Below are 15,142 nucleotides of genomic sequence, written 5' to 3'. Positions count from 1 at the left end.
CCACGTTCGGCTGGTTTATAATGCGAGCTCTTTGCATTTGCCACCTGAATTGGGATAAGACCTTGAACACAAAAAACACCTTTTCTATCTGTCTATTGGTAGCGACCGCGAGCTCGTTTCTTTCGAGCTCGCTCGACGCGCAACAACCCACAGGCTGGAAGGCTCACGACAAAAATCGCCCGCAACCCAAAGTAGTCGATCCGGGTGAAGCCACGCTGCCGGCCTCCGTTCCCTCGGACGCAGTCGTTATTTTTGGTGGCGAAGATCTTTCCAACTTCGACGGACCCAACGGCAAAGAACCCAAGTGGGTCGTGAAAGATGGAGTCATGGAGTCCGTTGCAGGCGCCGGTTTCGTGTACACGAAAGAAAAGTTTGGCGATTGTCAAATTCACATCGAATGGGCGTCCCCGACGACTGTCAAAGGCAACGGGCAGGGCCGCGGAAACAGCGGTGTATTCCTGCCTGGCGGTTTCGAGATTCAAGTGCTCGACAGCTTCGAAAATGAAACTTACGCCGACGGCGGCGCGGCTTCCATTTACGGGCAGTATCCTCCTCTGGTTAACGCCAGCCGTGGTCCTGGCCAGTGGCAATCGTACGACATCGTCTATCACATGCCCCGCTTCGACGAAAATCAGAAGCAGGTTTCGCCAGCGATCATCACGGTCCTGCACAATGGTGTCGTCGTTCAACACGCGACCGAAGCACTCGGTCCAACTTCCTGGGTGCATCACAAACAAATGAATCCGGGGCTCACTGAAGGCGTTATTGGTTTCCAGGACCACGGCAATCCGGTTCGCTTCCGCAACATCTGGGTTCGTAAACTCGATACCGCGGCTACGGCCGGCACCTATCCGGAGTCACGAGAGTTCACCGAAGAAGAAATTAAAAAATTCGTTGGCAAATACGATCGCAACCACGAAGTGAAACTGAAAGATGGCAAACTGTGGTTGCACACTCTGAATCAGGATCTTGAGTTGGTTGCCTACAGCGATGACACGTACGGCGCCAAAGAAACTGCCGGTCCGATCAGTTTCGACACCGACGACGATGGCAACGTTTCGGCTCTAAAGTTTCGCTTTGACGCGGGCTGGAACGGAAAGTTCGATCGCAAAGAGTAGCCACAGATGGCTGTTCGAACCGGAGCGATTCCATGTTCATCTGAGGCCAGGTCTTTTGAAATTGCACTTGGCCAACAGAACATTTCCGGGGACTGAAACCTGTAAATCCGTGGCCTAGTTTTCGACTGCTTTGGCTAACGCCAGAGCCAGCGGAGCGTAGGTTGCGGCAGCCGTCTTGAGTTCGGTGATGGAGATTCGCTCCTGGTTCGTGTGCGCCAAGCGGTCATCTCCAGGACCAAATCCGACGCACTGCATTCCGGCCAAAGCCAGATGTCCTCCATCGGTGGCAAACTGCCACACGTCAGGACTCGCCGGCTTTCCAGTACAGGCTTCGATCTTGTCGAACGCGGCCTTTGCAATCGTGCTCGATTCGGACGTCGCGAACGGTGGAAAAACCGATGCGAAATCGCGACTCACGCCCGTATAGGTCAGCCTCGGCTGCTCGGTAACTTTGACTTCTGCCGATTCGTGGCCAGCGCCTGACAGATCACCGATCAATGACTCGATCAGAGCGACTGCGTGTTGCCTGGATTCTGAGGGTACGTTGCGCCAGTCAAGATAGACCGTGGCTTCCGACGGAATCACGTTGGCGCTTTGCTGGTCAGTCAAATACAGCGTCGGAGCAATCGTCGCCTCACCAAGAACCGGATCGCTTTGCAGCGACAGACCTTCAAGTTTCTGCAGAAACTCCGCGGCCGCGTAGTGAGGGTTGATGCCGAGTTGAGGGGCACTGGCATGGGCAGACCGACCGAAAAATCTGACTTGCAGTTCGATCCTTCCGCGATGCCCGAGCCGAAGCTCATTTCGAGAAGGTTCGCCAACGATCGCGATGTCGGCAGTGGTATGGGTGGCAAGAAACTGACTCCCCAAGCCACCGATTTCCTCCATCACTGCGACGGTCATCAGAATGTCGCCTGGAGGCCGGGCGCCCAGTTTCTTGAACAGAGATCCGCCATGGATCATCGCTGCGACAGGGCCTTTCATGTCTACCGAACCGCGACCCCAAAGTTCGTCGCCGACGACTTCGCCACTGAATGCCGGAAACAGCCAACCCTCTTTCGGGCCAGGATCAACGACATCCATATGGCCATTGAGCATCACCGAAGGGCCATTGCCGCCCGAAATCTTTCCAACGATGTTGCCAACTTCGTCAGTCCAAACTTCGTCGTAGTCGAGCCGCTTCATTTCCGTGACAACCAGCGCAGCGACGTCGCCTTCTTCACCAGAAAGGCTAGGCGTGGCAACGATCTTGCTGGTGAAATCGATCAGCGAATCAGATTGCTGCTCGATCGCAGCGCGGAAATTTTCGGGAGGGATCAAAGCGGAACCTGTGACTCAACTCAATGGAACCAAACAAAAAACTACACCTTCGCACCTCGCGATTGCGTAAACACGATCACGCGGCTCGATACGCTGGGGCAATCATGCACACGCGTGCGGAACTCAAGCCCGCTCAACGCAGCTCAAGCGATCTCAACCCAGCTCAAGCGATCTCAACCCGGCTCAAGGTGCTCGGAAACGCCTACCCTTCGCCAAACTTCTCACGCCACTCGACACCGGTTTTCTCCATCTCAGAATCCGCACCTGTGCGACGCATACGATGCAAACGCGGCATCCCCAAAGCCCACTCCTGCATCCAGTTCGCGGCAAACTCACCGCGTTCTGTTTCATCAAAGATGTTTTGAATCTCATCACGATCGATCACGCGCGGCCCGCTCATTCGAACCGCGAACTCACAAGTCCGACTGCTGCGACGCGAAATGTATTCCTCAATGCCGATGCTGTCCATCACATCGACAACTGTCCTCAGCGAGCGAATCGCTTTCGCGTACGCAAAGTGCGGAGGATAGCCGCCGGCGACCATGGTCTCGAACGTGGCCTTCATCAAGTGAATCACGCCGCCGTACAGAACCTGCTCTTCAAAATTATCGCCTTCGGTTTCCTGCTGAAACGTCACGCCAACACTGCCGACCCGCAAACTACCAACGGACTTGGCGAGAGCCAGAACCATATCCAGAGCGTTCCCCGTAACATCCTGTTCAACCGAAATGGCTCCGTAGATTCCAGAGCCATCCAGGTACTTCTGCCGCACTGTATGACCGGGGCCATTGGGAACGAACAGCACGACGTTAACGTTTTCTGGCGGCTTGATCGCTCCATAGAGCACATTGAATCCATGGCAAAATGCAAGCGTGCAGTTTGGTTTGAGATTGTCGTGAATGGATTGGTAGTAGATCTCTGGTTGCGGCGGGTCGGCCAGCAGGATGTAAACCAGATCGGCCGCAGCAGTTGCTTCATCGATCGTCACCGGATCGAAGCCGTCTTCCTTTGCGGCAGCCCACGAAGACCGTGACGGATCGCCAATGCCGATGATCAGATCCAGTCCACTGTCTCGCATGCACAATGCCTGAGGTCGGCCTTGAATGCCGTATCCGATGATGGCAACTTTCTTGTTCTTCAGAACGCCAAGGTCAGCGTCGTCGTCGAGGTAAATTACGTTTTCCATATCTTCTTCAAATAAGTCCGTGCGTTTCGATTCCATTTCGCCAATTCTATCCCAAAGTCATGCTCTCCCATGAGTCGGAAAACGCTCAGGCCACCAGTTTCTTCAACCGAATGATCGTGATTTTCAACTGCTCCTCAGCCGCAATCCGCAGTTCAGTCTGGCGATCATTGCCCAACCGCTGCTGCAGAAGCTCCAGCATCTGAGCCGCCGATTTTCCTGTTGCGCAGACGATAAAGATAAACCCGAACTTTTCAAAATACTCGTCGTTGCCTTCTGCCAGCCGATTCAATGTCGCATCGTCCGCCCCGGAAACGCCTGCCTGTTCGCCGCTGGCAACCTGTTTGGTGTTGGCGTACTTTTTTCGCAAACTGTCAACGTTTCCGATCCGCGGATGAGCCACAAACGCTTCCAGCCAATCACCTTCGGTCAGCGATTCGGCAGCAGATCGGGCTTGAGCGAAAACATCTTCGTCGTCCCGAAAGCCTTCACACGCCAACATGTTTTTGATCCAGGCTTTCGAGGCACAGCACGTTTCCAAGACGGAAAATTTCGCAGCGTCATCCAGCGAGTTCAGTTTCTGCGCGATCCGACGGGGCTTCGCACTTCGCTGCAACAATTGACCACATTGCGTTTCTGCCTCCTCGACCTGCGAATCGAAAACGCACTGCCCACGCAAGAAGGTGCATCGCACCGCACCGGTCAACGAGACTCCGTCGTAGGGCGATACCTTGTGGCGATGCCGCAGTGATTTCGCTTCGACTGTAAAACGCTGGTTCGGGTCCCACACAACGAGGTCGGCATCGAAGCCAACTGCAATCTGTCCTTTGTTTGAGAGCCCAAAAACTTCGGCGGGCTTCGACGACAATCGATTCGCCAACATCGATGGCGTCCAACGATTCTCTCTCCCTACCGACCAAATCACGGGAAGCGTCAACTGCAAGCCCGCGATTCCGCCCCAGGCTTGCGAAAAGTCTCCTTCGTCGAGCCGTTTGAGTTCGGGAGGGCAGGGCGAATGATCCGACCCAACCGTGTCAATCAAACCGCTGGCGACTGCTTCGCGAAGTGCATCGCGGTTTGCGAGACTCCGAATCGGCGGCGCACATTTGTAACGCGTGTCGCCGTCGACGATGTCATCCGCAGAGAAAAAGAGATAGTGCGGACAGGTTTCGACAGTCAGTGGCAAGCCCTGTTCCTTTGCCGCAGCGACAAGCGGCAAGCCCAGCGCGGTGGCCAGATGAACGATGTGCACAGGCGTTTGAAACTCACGACAAAGATCGATCAGAAGCCTGATCGCAGCCAGTTCAAACTCGGGCGGACGTGACTGAGCGTAGTCAGCGTAGCGACGGTCGAAGTTCTGCGGTGACGTCGTTGCGATCTCGGCGTGAGCCAGCAACGGGACGCCAGTCGACTTGAGCGCCACCAAAGCAGCACGCAATTCGGTTTCGCCCGCAGCAGGAAATTCATCCAGGCCCGAATCGCACAGAAAAGCTTTGATTCCGAAGACACCTGACTCGATCAACAACGGCAACTGATCGGCATTGCCCGGAATCAAACCACCGTAAAAACCGACATCAACGTGGCATCTTCCTTTCGCGGCATCACGTTTGGCATCCAAGAAATCTGCTGTCGTGGTCACGGGAAGGCTGTTCAGCGGCATGTCGATCAGCGTTGTGATTCCGCCGGCCGCAGCGGCAGCGGTTGCTGTCTCAAAGCCCTCCCAGTCCGTTCCGGGATCGTTGATGTGGACATGCGAATCGATCAGACCCGGGGAAACGATCAGATCGCCAAAGTCGACGACGGGCACATCGATCGTTGTTTCAGCCGCAAGTTCAGACGCGAGAACTTGGCGAATTTGACCGTTCTCAATCAGCACCACGGCAGAGATTTCGCCCTCGGGAGTCACCACCCGCGAACTTTTGATCGCAATCGGATTCTGAACGTCCACGATCAGACTTCCCGGGAAATCGTGGCCGAGATGACTCCAAACGGCTCCGGCGTAGGCACGAAAATATCGTTCTCGTTCTGCAAGCTCAGCTTTTCAATATCCGCCAACAGATGATGTTGATTGGGCATGTTCAATGAGATCTGGCCGATTTCCGGGCAGGCCGCCAGAACCGCATCGGCCATTTCGTACAACGTCTTTTGCACCGAAGGGCTGTACTGGGTTGCGAAAACATCAAGCAACATCTGTCGGATTTTCGTTCGAGTCTTCGACCAGTCACCTTCGGGTTTTTGACACGTCCAATCGGCAGTGATCGTGGTCGCGAAGATCCGATCATCGGTCGGTTTGAGCGTTGTAAAATCGTCCTGGAGAAAGCCTTCGAAACCTGACTGTGTGGTCTTGAGAACTTGCAGCCCCTTGAGCCCGGAAGACAACTGAACTCCTTCTGCGGACGCCGTTGCGGTGCAAGTATTCTGCTCGCTTCCTCCACCGACGAAGGCATGGTCGTGCTTGTTGGAGTCAATCTCTATCCGATTCCAGAGGCTTTCCTCGATCGAAATGGTCGCGGTCGAAACGTGCTCGAACGAATCGTAGAAATGGCTGGCGAGGTTCCGCGCAAAAGCTTCGATGCTGTCGACGCCTTGCTTGCGAGCGATCGCATAGACTGTGTTCTTCATCGTATCCGTCGGAATCACCGGGCTGTTGTCGCCGGCGGAATAGGCCACATTGAAGTCTCCGGCGAGTGCAACGTTCGCTGTCAGCTGCACAAAGTCATGTCGGTTTTCGTTTCGCTTGATGTACGAGAGACAAACCCGGGCTTTGCCGTAGGACTGTTCCGTAATTTTGATGCTCATGAAATTTCTCGCTTGGGTAGGATCAAAGCTTCGTTGGTTCGATGTGCGGAATCGACAACTATTTTTCTGACAGGCGGTCGCGGTGGATGTCTTTGTAGTAAATATAGCTGGCCGGTGTTTTGCCCATGGCGACGAACCACTGCGGGCAATACGAAGCCATCCAGATCACGTCGCCGGCGCCGACTGGATGGTAGTCTCGCGACAGCCGATATACGCCCTGACCTTCGAGCATCAACAAACCGTGTTCCATGGTATGGATTTCAACCTGAGGCAACGTCGCGCCTGACTGGTAGGTGAAAATGTTCACGGCCATGTCGAATTCCGGCTCAATCGGCAACAGCGTTTGCAGTCGTGCGTCCGGGTCTCCCATGAACGGCTCTCCCGGAACATCATCGCGATGCCCAACGACCGGCTCTGGAGCTCCGTAGTCTGGATGCGTTTGGTAGGCTTTTTCGAAAACAACCAGCGTGGATGAGTCCTTGCTTTCGAATTGGTGGTCCGTGTCGGCAGGCAGGAAAGCGAACGAACCCGGCTTCAGTTCGTGGGCGTCGGATCCGACTTGCAAAGTTCCGCTTCCCGACTGCACATATATAAACCGCTGGACCATTTCACCTGTCAAGCCACTTTTCCCTCCCGGTTCGACGGTGGCGGTGTACTGCACGAAGCGGGCGCCGATTTCGGGCGTAATGTGGAATACAGCCGTTGCTTTCTCCCAACCCAACAGCGGCGAAACGACATGCGTATCGGGAGTGATCAACGCGTATTCGCCACACAGATGGCTGCGGGTTTGACCAAAAATGTTCATGGGATTCCAGAAGGCGAGGTTTAAGTTTCGGAGATTTGAATCAACGCGTTCGTCATGACTTCAAGGGCCACGCGGATGTCCTCCGGAGCCACGAACTCGTCCGGATGATGGCTGACGCCGTCGCGACATCGGACAAACAACATACACGATGGAGCCAGCTTCGCCATCACCATCGCATCGTGCCCGGCTCCGCTGACCATCATTTCCACGCTGCTCTGTGCGCCGCCTGCTGAGGTCTCGAGACTGCGAGTCAACGCACCGTCCATCGGCACCGCGGGCGAATGGTCAGCTCGATGGATACGCGCCGCCAGATCCCGAGTCGCGCTCAGTTCGCGGATCATCAAATCGATTGTTTTCAACGACTTCAGGCGAACCTCATCCAGCTCATGTCGCAGATCCAGCATTAGCTCTACATGGCCACAGATGACATTTGAAAGGCTGGGTTTGGCCGTGATGGCTCCAACGGTCGCGTACAGTCCGGGCGTTTCCTGTCCCAGCTTTTCAATATCCAGTATCAGCTTGGCGGCTCCAGCAAGCGCGTCCCGACGTTGATCATGAGGCACCGTTCCGGCGTGTCCAGCGACGCCTTCGATGACAATCGTTCCTCGAGTCTGACCTGCGATACTTGTAACGATTCCGACCGGCGAGTTCGATTGCTCCAGCCGAGTCGCTTGCTCAAGGTGCGCTTCCATAAAGCCAATGACTTTTCCGCGCGAACCGGATCGATAGCTATCCGCTTCGAACTTGTCCGGATCGCAACCGAAATCAGCCAGAGCCTGTCGCATCGTAACGCCTTTGACATCGACACGATCCAGATCGCCAGGATCGAACTGGCCCGAAATCCCCAGCGAACCGATGAATGGAAAACCGAAACGGACTCCTTCCTCTTCCGAAAAACCGACGACGTCGATGTCAAAGGGCAGGGCGATATCGGATTCGCGAATCAGCTCCGCAACTCCCAGCCCCAACATGACTCCCATCGGTCCGTCGAATCGTCCCGCGTTGACGACAGTGTCGAGGTGCGAGCCGATCATGAACACGTCGGCTTGCTGCGAACCGTTGAGCGCGCCGGAGTGCCGTCCGATCAGGTTTCCAAAAGCGTCAAGCCGGCTCTCGATCGACGACGCTTGCATCCATTTTCGAATCTGAGCATGCGTTGCTTTCATCGCATCGCTGCAAAAAGTTCGTGTGAGCGAGTTGGGCGTATCAGAAAAAGACGCCAGAGTGTCACATCGATCCGCAACGCGATCGGCGACTGTTTGCAGCAACTCCGCGTCGATCTTTTTGGAAACAGAATTGCTCTTGGACAAAGGAACGGCTTTCCATCTTGCGGGCACGACGTTGGTTTTTCTGGCAACTCGCCAACGGTCTTCCAGGTTGAACTGCCCAGAACAGCGCAATCGTTTATATTGGAGACTGCCTTCCTGTTAAAGCGGTATCCCGATGCGAGACCATATCCTACTTTTTGTCAACGGCACCGAACACCAGGTGTCGGGAACCGATGCTTTCCTGACGCTGTCAGACTTCCTGCGTCTTCGCTTGGGCAAATGCGGCACCAAGATCGTTTGCAGCGAAGGCGACTGTGGATCATGCTCGGTCCTGTCCGGGCGACTTCCTCAATCGTCGTCGCAGAATTCGGCAAACCAGTTTGAGTATCGCGTCATCGATTCGTGCATCCGGTTTGTGTTTCAGCTGGATGGTTGCCACATCGTGACCGTCGAAGGCATCGGCGATTCGAAAAACGACCAGCTCCATCCAGTGCAGCAGTCCATGATTGACTGTCATGGATCGCAATGCGGATTTTGCACTCCGGGTTTCGTTGTCGCCATGGCAGGCTTGCTTGAGAATGAAAACTCGCCCACCGAAGACGAATGGCGACGCGGGCTCTCGGGCAACCTTTGCCGCTGTACAGGCTATGCACCGATCGTGGCTGCGGGCCTTGCGGCATCGAAAGTTGGATGTGAGAAACTGGCCGCGCGTTTTGACGAAACTGCGATGGCGGAATCCATCACGTCGAAGTCCAGCGACTCGATCAAGCTCGATTCAGCCGATGGACAAAGCGTGTTCAGTCCGACCTGTCTTGCGGACGCAACTGAGTTTCTGGCCGCGCACCCGGACGCAAAAATCGTTGCCGGCGCGACAGATGTTGGCGTCCAGTTCAACAAAGGCCGATGTGAGGCCACGCGATGGTTGAACCTGAATCGGATCGCTGAACTTTCGCGAGTGAGTATCGAAGAAAACGAAATCGTCGCCGGCGCAAACACCACCTGGAGCGAAATCGAAACGGTCTGCGAAGGTCGCTTTGATTCATTCAAAAAAATCATCAGCATTTTTGGCTCGCCACAAATCCGCAACGTGGGAACGATCGGCGGCAACATCATTAACGCCTCGCCCATCGCGGACTCGTTGCCTTTCCTGTTTGTGTGCGATGCGATTCTGGAACTGACGGGCTCCGATGGCACGCGTCAGGTCAACATCAACGATTTTTACCAGGACTACAAACAGTTCGACCTTCAACCCGGAGAGCTGCTGACCAAAATTCGGATCCCGTTGCTGCCGCCGAATCGAAAGCTGGAGCTCTACAAAGTTTCACGTCGACTGGACATGGACATCTCGACTTTCACTGGTGCGATCTGGATGGATTTTGATGGGAACCAAATCGCGGAAGCCGGCATCGCGCTCGGCGCCGTTGGACCTGTCGTCCTGCGGCTACGCAAGACAGAAGAATTCTTTCGTGGTCAGACTTTTTCCGAATCGACCATGCAACAGGCGGGAGACATCGCCGTCAGTGAAATCACTCCCATCTCGGATGTCCGCGGAAGCAAGGACTTCCGCCTGCAGCTGACGCGGAACATCCTGCTCAAGTTCTTCCACCAGTCGCAGCAGGAGGCACTGGCATGAACGAAATGCATTCCGCAAAGCCCACGACGGGCCCTTCGGTTGGACGCACGATCCCCCACGATTCAGCCATCGGCCACGTCACCGGTACGGCACCCTTCATCGACGACTTGCCGCGTCGCGAGGACGAGCTTTTCGTCGGTTTCGTAGGCAGCCCAATCGCCAACGGCCGAATTCTGTCGGTGAAAACTGAGGCTGCAGAAAAGCAAAATGGCGTGGTCGCTGTCTTCACGCACGCGGATGTCGGCCAGCACAACATTTTTGGCCCGATTATCTGCGATGAGCCATTTCTCTCCAACGATCGCGTTTTGTATGTCGGGCAACCGGTCGTCGTTGTTGCTGCGGAGACCCGCGAAGCACTCTCGGCTGCGAAATCTCTGATTCAAATCGAATTCGCTGCCGAAGAACCCGTGCTCGATATCGAAGCTGCGGTCGCTGGCAAGCATTTCATCGGCCCTCAACGTCAAATCAAACGCGGCGATCCCGACACTGCCATCCCGACGGCTGCGCACCAGCTTGAAGGCGAATTCCACATCAAAGGCCAGGAGCAGTTTTATCTTGAGTCGCAGGCGGCGCTGGCGTTCCCCGGCGAGCAGGGCCAATTGGTCGTCCACTCTTCCACGCAAAACACGACGGAGATTCAGGCAGTCGTCGCTGAAGTGCTTGGCCTTTCAATGCATCAGGTTGTTTGCACTTGCAAACGCATGGGCGGCGCCTTTGGAGGCAAAGAAACCCAGGCCGCGATTCCGGCGATCATGGTCGCGCTGGTGGCGTCGCGAACCGGTCGTGCGGCCCGGATCGTGTACGACAAGGACACTGACATGTGTGTCACTGGCAAGCGACATCCCTACCTGTGCCGTTGGCGAGTTGGCTTCGAGCCCGATGGAACGTTGGTCGGCCTGAAGATCGATTTCTACTCCGACGGTGGCGCGACCGCCGACCTTTCGACTTCCGTGATGGAGCGAACGCTGCTGCACGCGGATAGCGCTTACTTTATTGAGCATCTCGAAGTCAACGGACAGGTCTGTCGCACGAACTTGCCTCCCAATACGGCATTTCGCGGGTTTGGCGGGCCGCAGGGCGTTGCGGCGACAGAGAACGTGGTCCAACGAGTTGCCGAGTTTCTGAAAATTGACTCCTTCGATGTGCGGAAGCGAAATCTGTACGGCACGACCGATCGAAACGTAACTCACTACGGTCAACTGTTCACGGGCAACCATCTTCCGGAGCTGATTCGAACGCTGGAAGAATCGTCAGACTATCGAAATCGGGTCGCGCGGATTGCGGAAAGCAATGCTGCGGATCGGGTGTCGCTTCGCGGGTTGGCGATGACTCCGGTCAAGTTCGGGATTTCGTTCACGTCGAAGTTCCTCAACCAGGCGAACGCGTTGGTAAACGTCTATACCGACGGCACGATTCAGGTTTCCACCGGCGGAACCGAAATGGGGCAGGGGCTGAACACGAAAATTCGCCAGTTGGTCGCCGACGAGTTTGGCATCGCGTGGCAGAACGTGATCGTGATGCCGACTTCTACCGAAAAGAACAATAACACCTCGCCGACTGCCGCGTCTGCGGGAACAGATCTTAATGGTGCCGCGGCAATCAACGCCTGCCTGAAAATTCGGGATCGCATGAACCGGTTCGCGGCTGAGTTTTTCGCCAATCCCGACGCTGGCTTGATTCCGTCGCCGACACACATTGTTTTTCGCGGCGGTGTCGTGTCGGATTCGCGGCAGCCCGAAAGCGGCATTGCGTTTGCGGAACTTGCTGATCGAGCCCGACGTGAGCGAATTGATTTGGGCGCGAGAGGTTTTTACAAAACGCCAGGCGTGGATTTCAATCGCGAAACGGGAAAGGGAAATCCGTTTCTGTACTTTACTCAGGGAGCCGCAGTTGCCGAAGTGAAAATTGATCGCTTCACAGGCGACTTGAGAGTTCCACGAGTCGACTTATTGATGGACATTGGGAAATCAATCAACCCGGGAATCGACATGGGGCAGATTACCGGAGGCTTCATTCAGGGAATGGGCTGGGTGACGACGGAGGCGCTGATTTACAACGAAAAAGGCGAGCTGCTTTCGCATTCGCCAACAACGTACAAGATCCCTGCGATCACCGATTTGCCGCCAGACTTTCGCTGCGAGTTTTTCCCCAACGAGGACAATCTGCATTGTGTCCGGCGCAGCAAGGCCGTCGGGGAACCGCCGTTGTTGTTGGGCTCCGCGGTCTGGGCTGCGGTCAAGAATGCTTTGCAGGCGATGCCGAAATCAAATTCGATTGATCCGAACCTTTCGCTGCCGGCAACGGGCGAAGAGATCCTTCGATGCCTGACGCTACTTGAAGATTGAAACGTGGTTAGCCAGAACGATTGGGGGCACTGCATGTGCGCCTGTCAACTTTCAAATACGCCAAACCGCTTCTGCGACGTCAGCCAAATCCAAATCAAACCTTAGAAAGTAGAGAACGTTTCTTGCCCGGTCCCACGCCCTACATCGAAGCCCTTTCGACACTTGCGGTGTCTGGCCAGCCGTTTGTTTCCGTCACGATGATCGAGGCGACTGGCAGCACTCCGCAAGACGCTGGCTCGAAGATGTTGGTCGACGAATCGGGACGAGTTCACGGCACGGTCGGCGGCGGCAAGGTCGAGCATCAGGCGATCGAGCATGCTTTGGCGATGCTGCGGGATCCGGCCAGAAGGCTTGAAATCGAACACTGGAATCTGCAGCGCGACGTCGGCATGACATGCGGCGGTTGGGTGAAGCTGTTCTTTGAAGTCTACAATCGCCACGACTGGCATATCGTTGTCTTCGGCGCCGGCCATGTGGCTCAGGCGTTGGTCAAAGTTCTGCTAACACTTGATTGCCGTGTGACTTGTGTGGATCCGCGATGCGAATGGATCGATCGCATGGATGATCATGAGCGACTATCGAAAATTTGCGTTGAAAGTCCGTCTGATTTTATTTCAAACCTGCGAGCCGGCGACTATGTGATTTGCATGACGATGGGCCATTCAACCGATCGCCCGATCTTGAAGTCTCTGTTCGAGACGATTTCCGAGCCAGTTTTCGTCGGCGTCATTGGCAGCAAGTCCAAACGCGGCGTCCTGCTACGGGAACTGAAATCCGACGGCGTTGCGGCCGACATCGCGGATCAAATAGTTTGCCCAGTCGGCTTGCCGATCGGCTCAAACCAACCAGCTGAAATCGCGATCAGCATCGCGGCTCAATTACTACAGCAACGAGACCAACTAAATTCAGATCGCGACGGCTGAAACCACGAGCGAATAACGTGAATCAATCTGCGGCAAGCGACGCAAACTCAAACTTGTCGACATCGAACAAACCTTTGTCACTGATCTTCAAAGACGGAATCACGAGCAACGCCATGAACGAGAGCGTCATATACGGTGCTCGCAACGTCGAACCAACCTCTTTCACTTTCTGATCCAGACGCTCGTACTTCTCAGCAACTTTATCGCAACAATCACCGGACATCAGCCCTGCGATTGGCAGCGACAACACCTCGGTGTCGCCATTGTTCGAAAACGAAAGGCCTCCCTGTTCGGCAATTACCGCATTGATCGCGTTCACCAGATCGACATCATTGGCTCCCACCGCAACGACGTTGTGAGAATCGTGAGCCACCGAAGAAGCCAGTGCTCCATCCTTCAATCCGAAACCGCGGACAAAAGCGACCGCTGGCTGCGTATTGGCATACCGATTGACGACCACAATTTTGAGCACATCGTTTGCGGGATCCGGAACCAGAATACCCTGTTCCTTTGTGCACTTCACCGTGGCGTGCCCCGTAATCAATTGGCCGCCAATCGCCTCGATCAGCCGAATACAGTCACCCTCGGCCCGCGCCGACAGTTGGCTTGCCTCAACCGGATTCGCGACAAAATTGTTAAGGACTTCTGCCACCGGCGCATCGAATAACGGTTTTCCGTTTCGGGCTACGACTTCACCATCCAGCCACGCTTCTGACACGTCAAACGATTTCAAATCCTTCACGACAATGAAATCTGCCGGATCTCCGACACGCAGCAATCCAACATCAAGCCCGTAGTGCTGGACCGGGTTCACACAGGCGACTTGCAACACGTTCATCAAATCGCGACCGGCAGCCACGGCACGCGCCGCCAATTTGTTGATGTGCCCCAACAGGAATTCGTCCGGATGCTTGTCGTCGCTACAGAGCATGCACATGTCGGGATGCGAATCGATAAGCGGCTCGAGCGCAGCGAAATTCCGCGCTGCCGAACCTTCACGAATCGCAATCTTGCAACCGTAAGCCAGTTTGTCGATCGCCTCTTCGATCGTGAAGCATTCGTGGTCCGTGGTGATTCCGGCGGCAAGATAATTCCTGGCTTCCTCGCCCCGCAATCCAGGTGCGTGACCATCGACCGGTTTGCCACGCTCGATGGCGGCCCGAATCTTGGCCATCACCTCGGGAGCACGACTGAGTACGCCGGGAAAGTCCATGACTTCGCTGAGATATCCGATCCGCGGATCGTCAAGCAACCGTGTCACGGCAGCGACATCCAGTTCAGCACCTGCGGTCTCAAATCGCGTCGCTGGCACACAAGACGGTGCACCGAAACAGAATTTGAAGGGAGTCTGGCTGGCGTTGTGCAGCATCATTTCGACGCCTTCGATCCCGCACACGTTGGCGATTTCGTGCGGGTCGGACACCGTCGCCACGGTTCCATGCGTGACGGCGATGCGGGCAAACTCGCCTGGCAGCAACATCGAACTTTCGACATGGATATGCGCGTCGACAAACCCGGGCATCAAAAACGGGCGGGAATCGTCTGTCGGGCCAAGGCGTTCGATCGAAGCGATTGCGTTGTTTTCAACACAGACGCGGGCGAGGCAAATCTCGCCTTCAAGGACGTCGACAAGGTTGTATTCGGGAAGGGAAAGCATCCCACCATCACACCTAAAACGCCGCGATTGGTCAACCGTGCCTCTTTGGCGCATCCGAAGTGCAACAAAAACGCTGCCGCGGTATGATGGA

General features: G+C 55.4%; 11 protein-coding genes. 4 read left to right on the top strand and 7 right to left on the bottom strand.

Annotation, left to right across the window (positions count from 1 at the left end; genetic code table 11):
• Positions 1-62 precede the first annotated feature (62 nt).
• Entirely contained in the window at positions 63-1,118 is a 1,056-nt protein-coding gene (locus MFFC18_RS02985) for a family 16 glycoside hydrolase (protein WP_202907557.1), read from the top strand.
• Between the two features lie 114 nt (positions 1,119-1,232).
• Here MFFC18_RS02985 and MFFC18_RS02980 read toward each other — a convergent pair whose 3' ends face one another.
• From MFFC18_RS02980 to MFFC18_RS02955, 6 genes are all read right to left on the bottom strand, one after another.
• Complete coding sequence (locus MFFC18_RS02980; RefSeq protein WP_075085287.1) at positions 1,233-2,438, bottom strand: M20 family metallopeptidase; 1,206 nt, start codon at positions 2,436-2,438, stop codon at positions 1,233-1,235.
• Between the two features lie 202 nt (positions 2,439-2,640).
• Positions 2,641-3,660: a ketol-acid reductoisomerase gene (ilvC, locus tag MFFC18_RS02975; protein WP_202907558.1), complete on the bottom strand. Its 1,020-nt coding sequence runs from the start codon at positions 3,658-3,660 to the stop codon at positions 2,641-2,643.
• A gap of 49 nt (positions 3,661-3,709) precedes the next feature.
• Entirely contained in the window at positions 3,710-5,569 is a 1,860-nt protein-coding gene (gene allB / locus MFFC18_RS02970) for an allantoinase AllB (protein ID WP_075085288.1), read from the bottom strand.
• Positions 5,570-5,571: 2 nt separating this feature from the next.
• On the bottom strand, positions 5,572-6,420 hold the full coding sequence (gene pucL, locus MFFC18_RS02965; RefSeq protein ID WP_075085289.1) for a factor-independent urate hydroxylase: 849 nt from the start codon (positions 6,418-6,420) through the stop codon (positions 5,572-5,574).
• Between the two features lie 58 nt (positions 6,421-6,478).
• Positions 6,479-7,225 carry a (S)-ureidoglycine aminohydrolase gene (allE, locus tag MFFC18_RS02960; RefSeq protein WP_075085290.1) on the bottom strand — a complete coding sequence of 249 codons (747 nt, stop codon included), beginning with the start codon at positions 7,223-7,225 and terminating at the stop codon, positions 6,479-6,481.
• A 20-nt stretch (positions 7,226-7,245) separates the two neighbouring features.
• Positions 7,246-8,535 (bottom strand): M20 family metallo-hydrolase, encoded by a 1,290-nt coding sequence (locus tag MFFC18_RS02955; protein ID WP_157665192.1) that lies wholly within the window; start codon positions 8,533-8,535, stop codon positions 7,246-7,248.
• 133 nt (positions 8,536-8,668) lie between these two features.
• On the opposite strand from MFFC18_RS02955, the gene MFFC18_RS02950 reads away from it, so the two are divergent.
• From MFFC18_RS02950 to xdhC, 3 genes are all read left to right on the top strand, one after another.
• On the top strand, positions 8,669-10,126 hold the full coding sequence (locus MFFC18_RS02950) for a xanthine dehydrogenase small subunit (RefSeq protein WP_075085291.1): 1,458 nt from the start codon (positions 8,669-8,671) through the stop codon (positions 10,124-10,126).
• A complete protein-coding gene (gene xdhB, locus MFFC18_RS02945; protein ID WP_202907559.1) occupies positions 10,123-12,471 on the top strand; it encodes a xanthine dehydrogenase molybdopterin binding subunit in 2,349 nt (782 codons plus the stop codon). Before MFFC18_RS02950 ends, xdhB begins: the two co-directional genes overlap by 4 nt.
• 122 nt (positions 12,472-12,593) lie before the next feature.
• A complete protein-coding gene (gene xdhC / locus MFFC18_RS02940) occupies positions 12,594-13,394 on the top strand; it encodes a xanthine dehydrogenase accessory protein XdhC (protein WP_075085346.1) in 801 nt (266 codons plus the stop codon).
• Between the two features lie 22 nt (positions 13,395-13,416).
• On the opposite strand, the gene ade is transcribed toward xdhC, so the two are convergent.
• Positions 13,417-15,051: an adenine deaminase gene (gene ade, locus MFFC18_RS02935; RefSeq protein ID WP_075085292.1), complete on the bottom strand. Its 1,635-nt coding sequence runs from the start codon at positions 15,049-15,051 to the stop codon at positions 13,417-13,419.
• Between the last annotated feature and the right edge of the window lie 91 nt (positions 15,052-15,142).

Source organism: Mariniblastus fucicola, assembly GCF_008087665.1.
GTDB classification, from domain to species: Bacteria; Planctomycetota; Planctomycetia; order Pirellulales; family Pirellulaceae; genus Mariniblastus; species Mariniblastus fucicola.
This window is presented reverse-complemented; position numbering and strand designations above follow the sequence as displayed.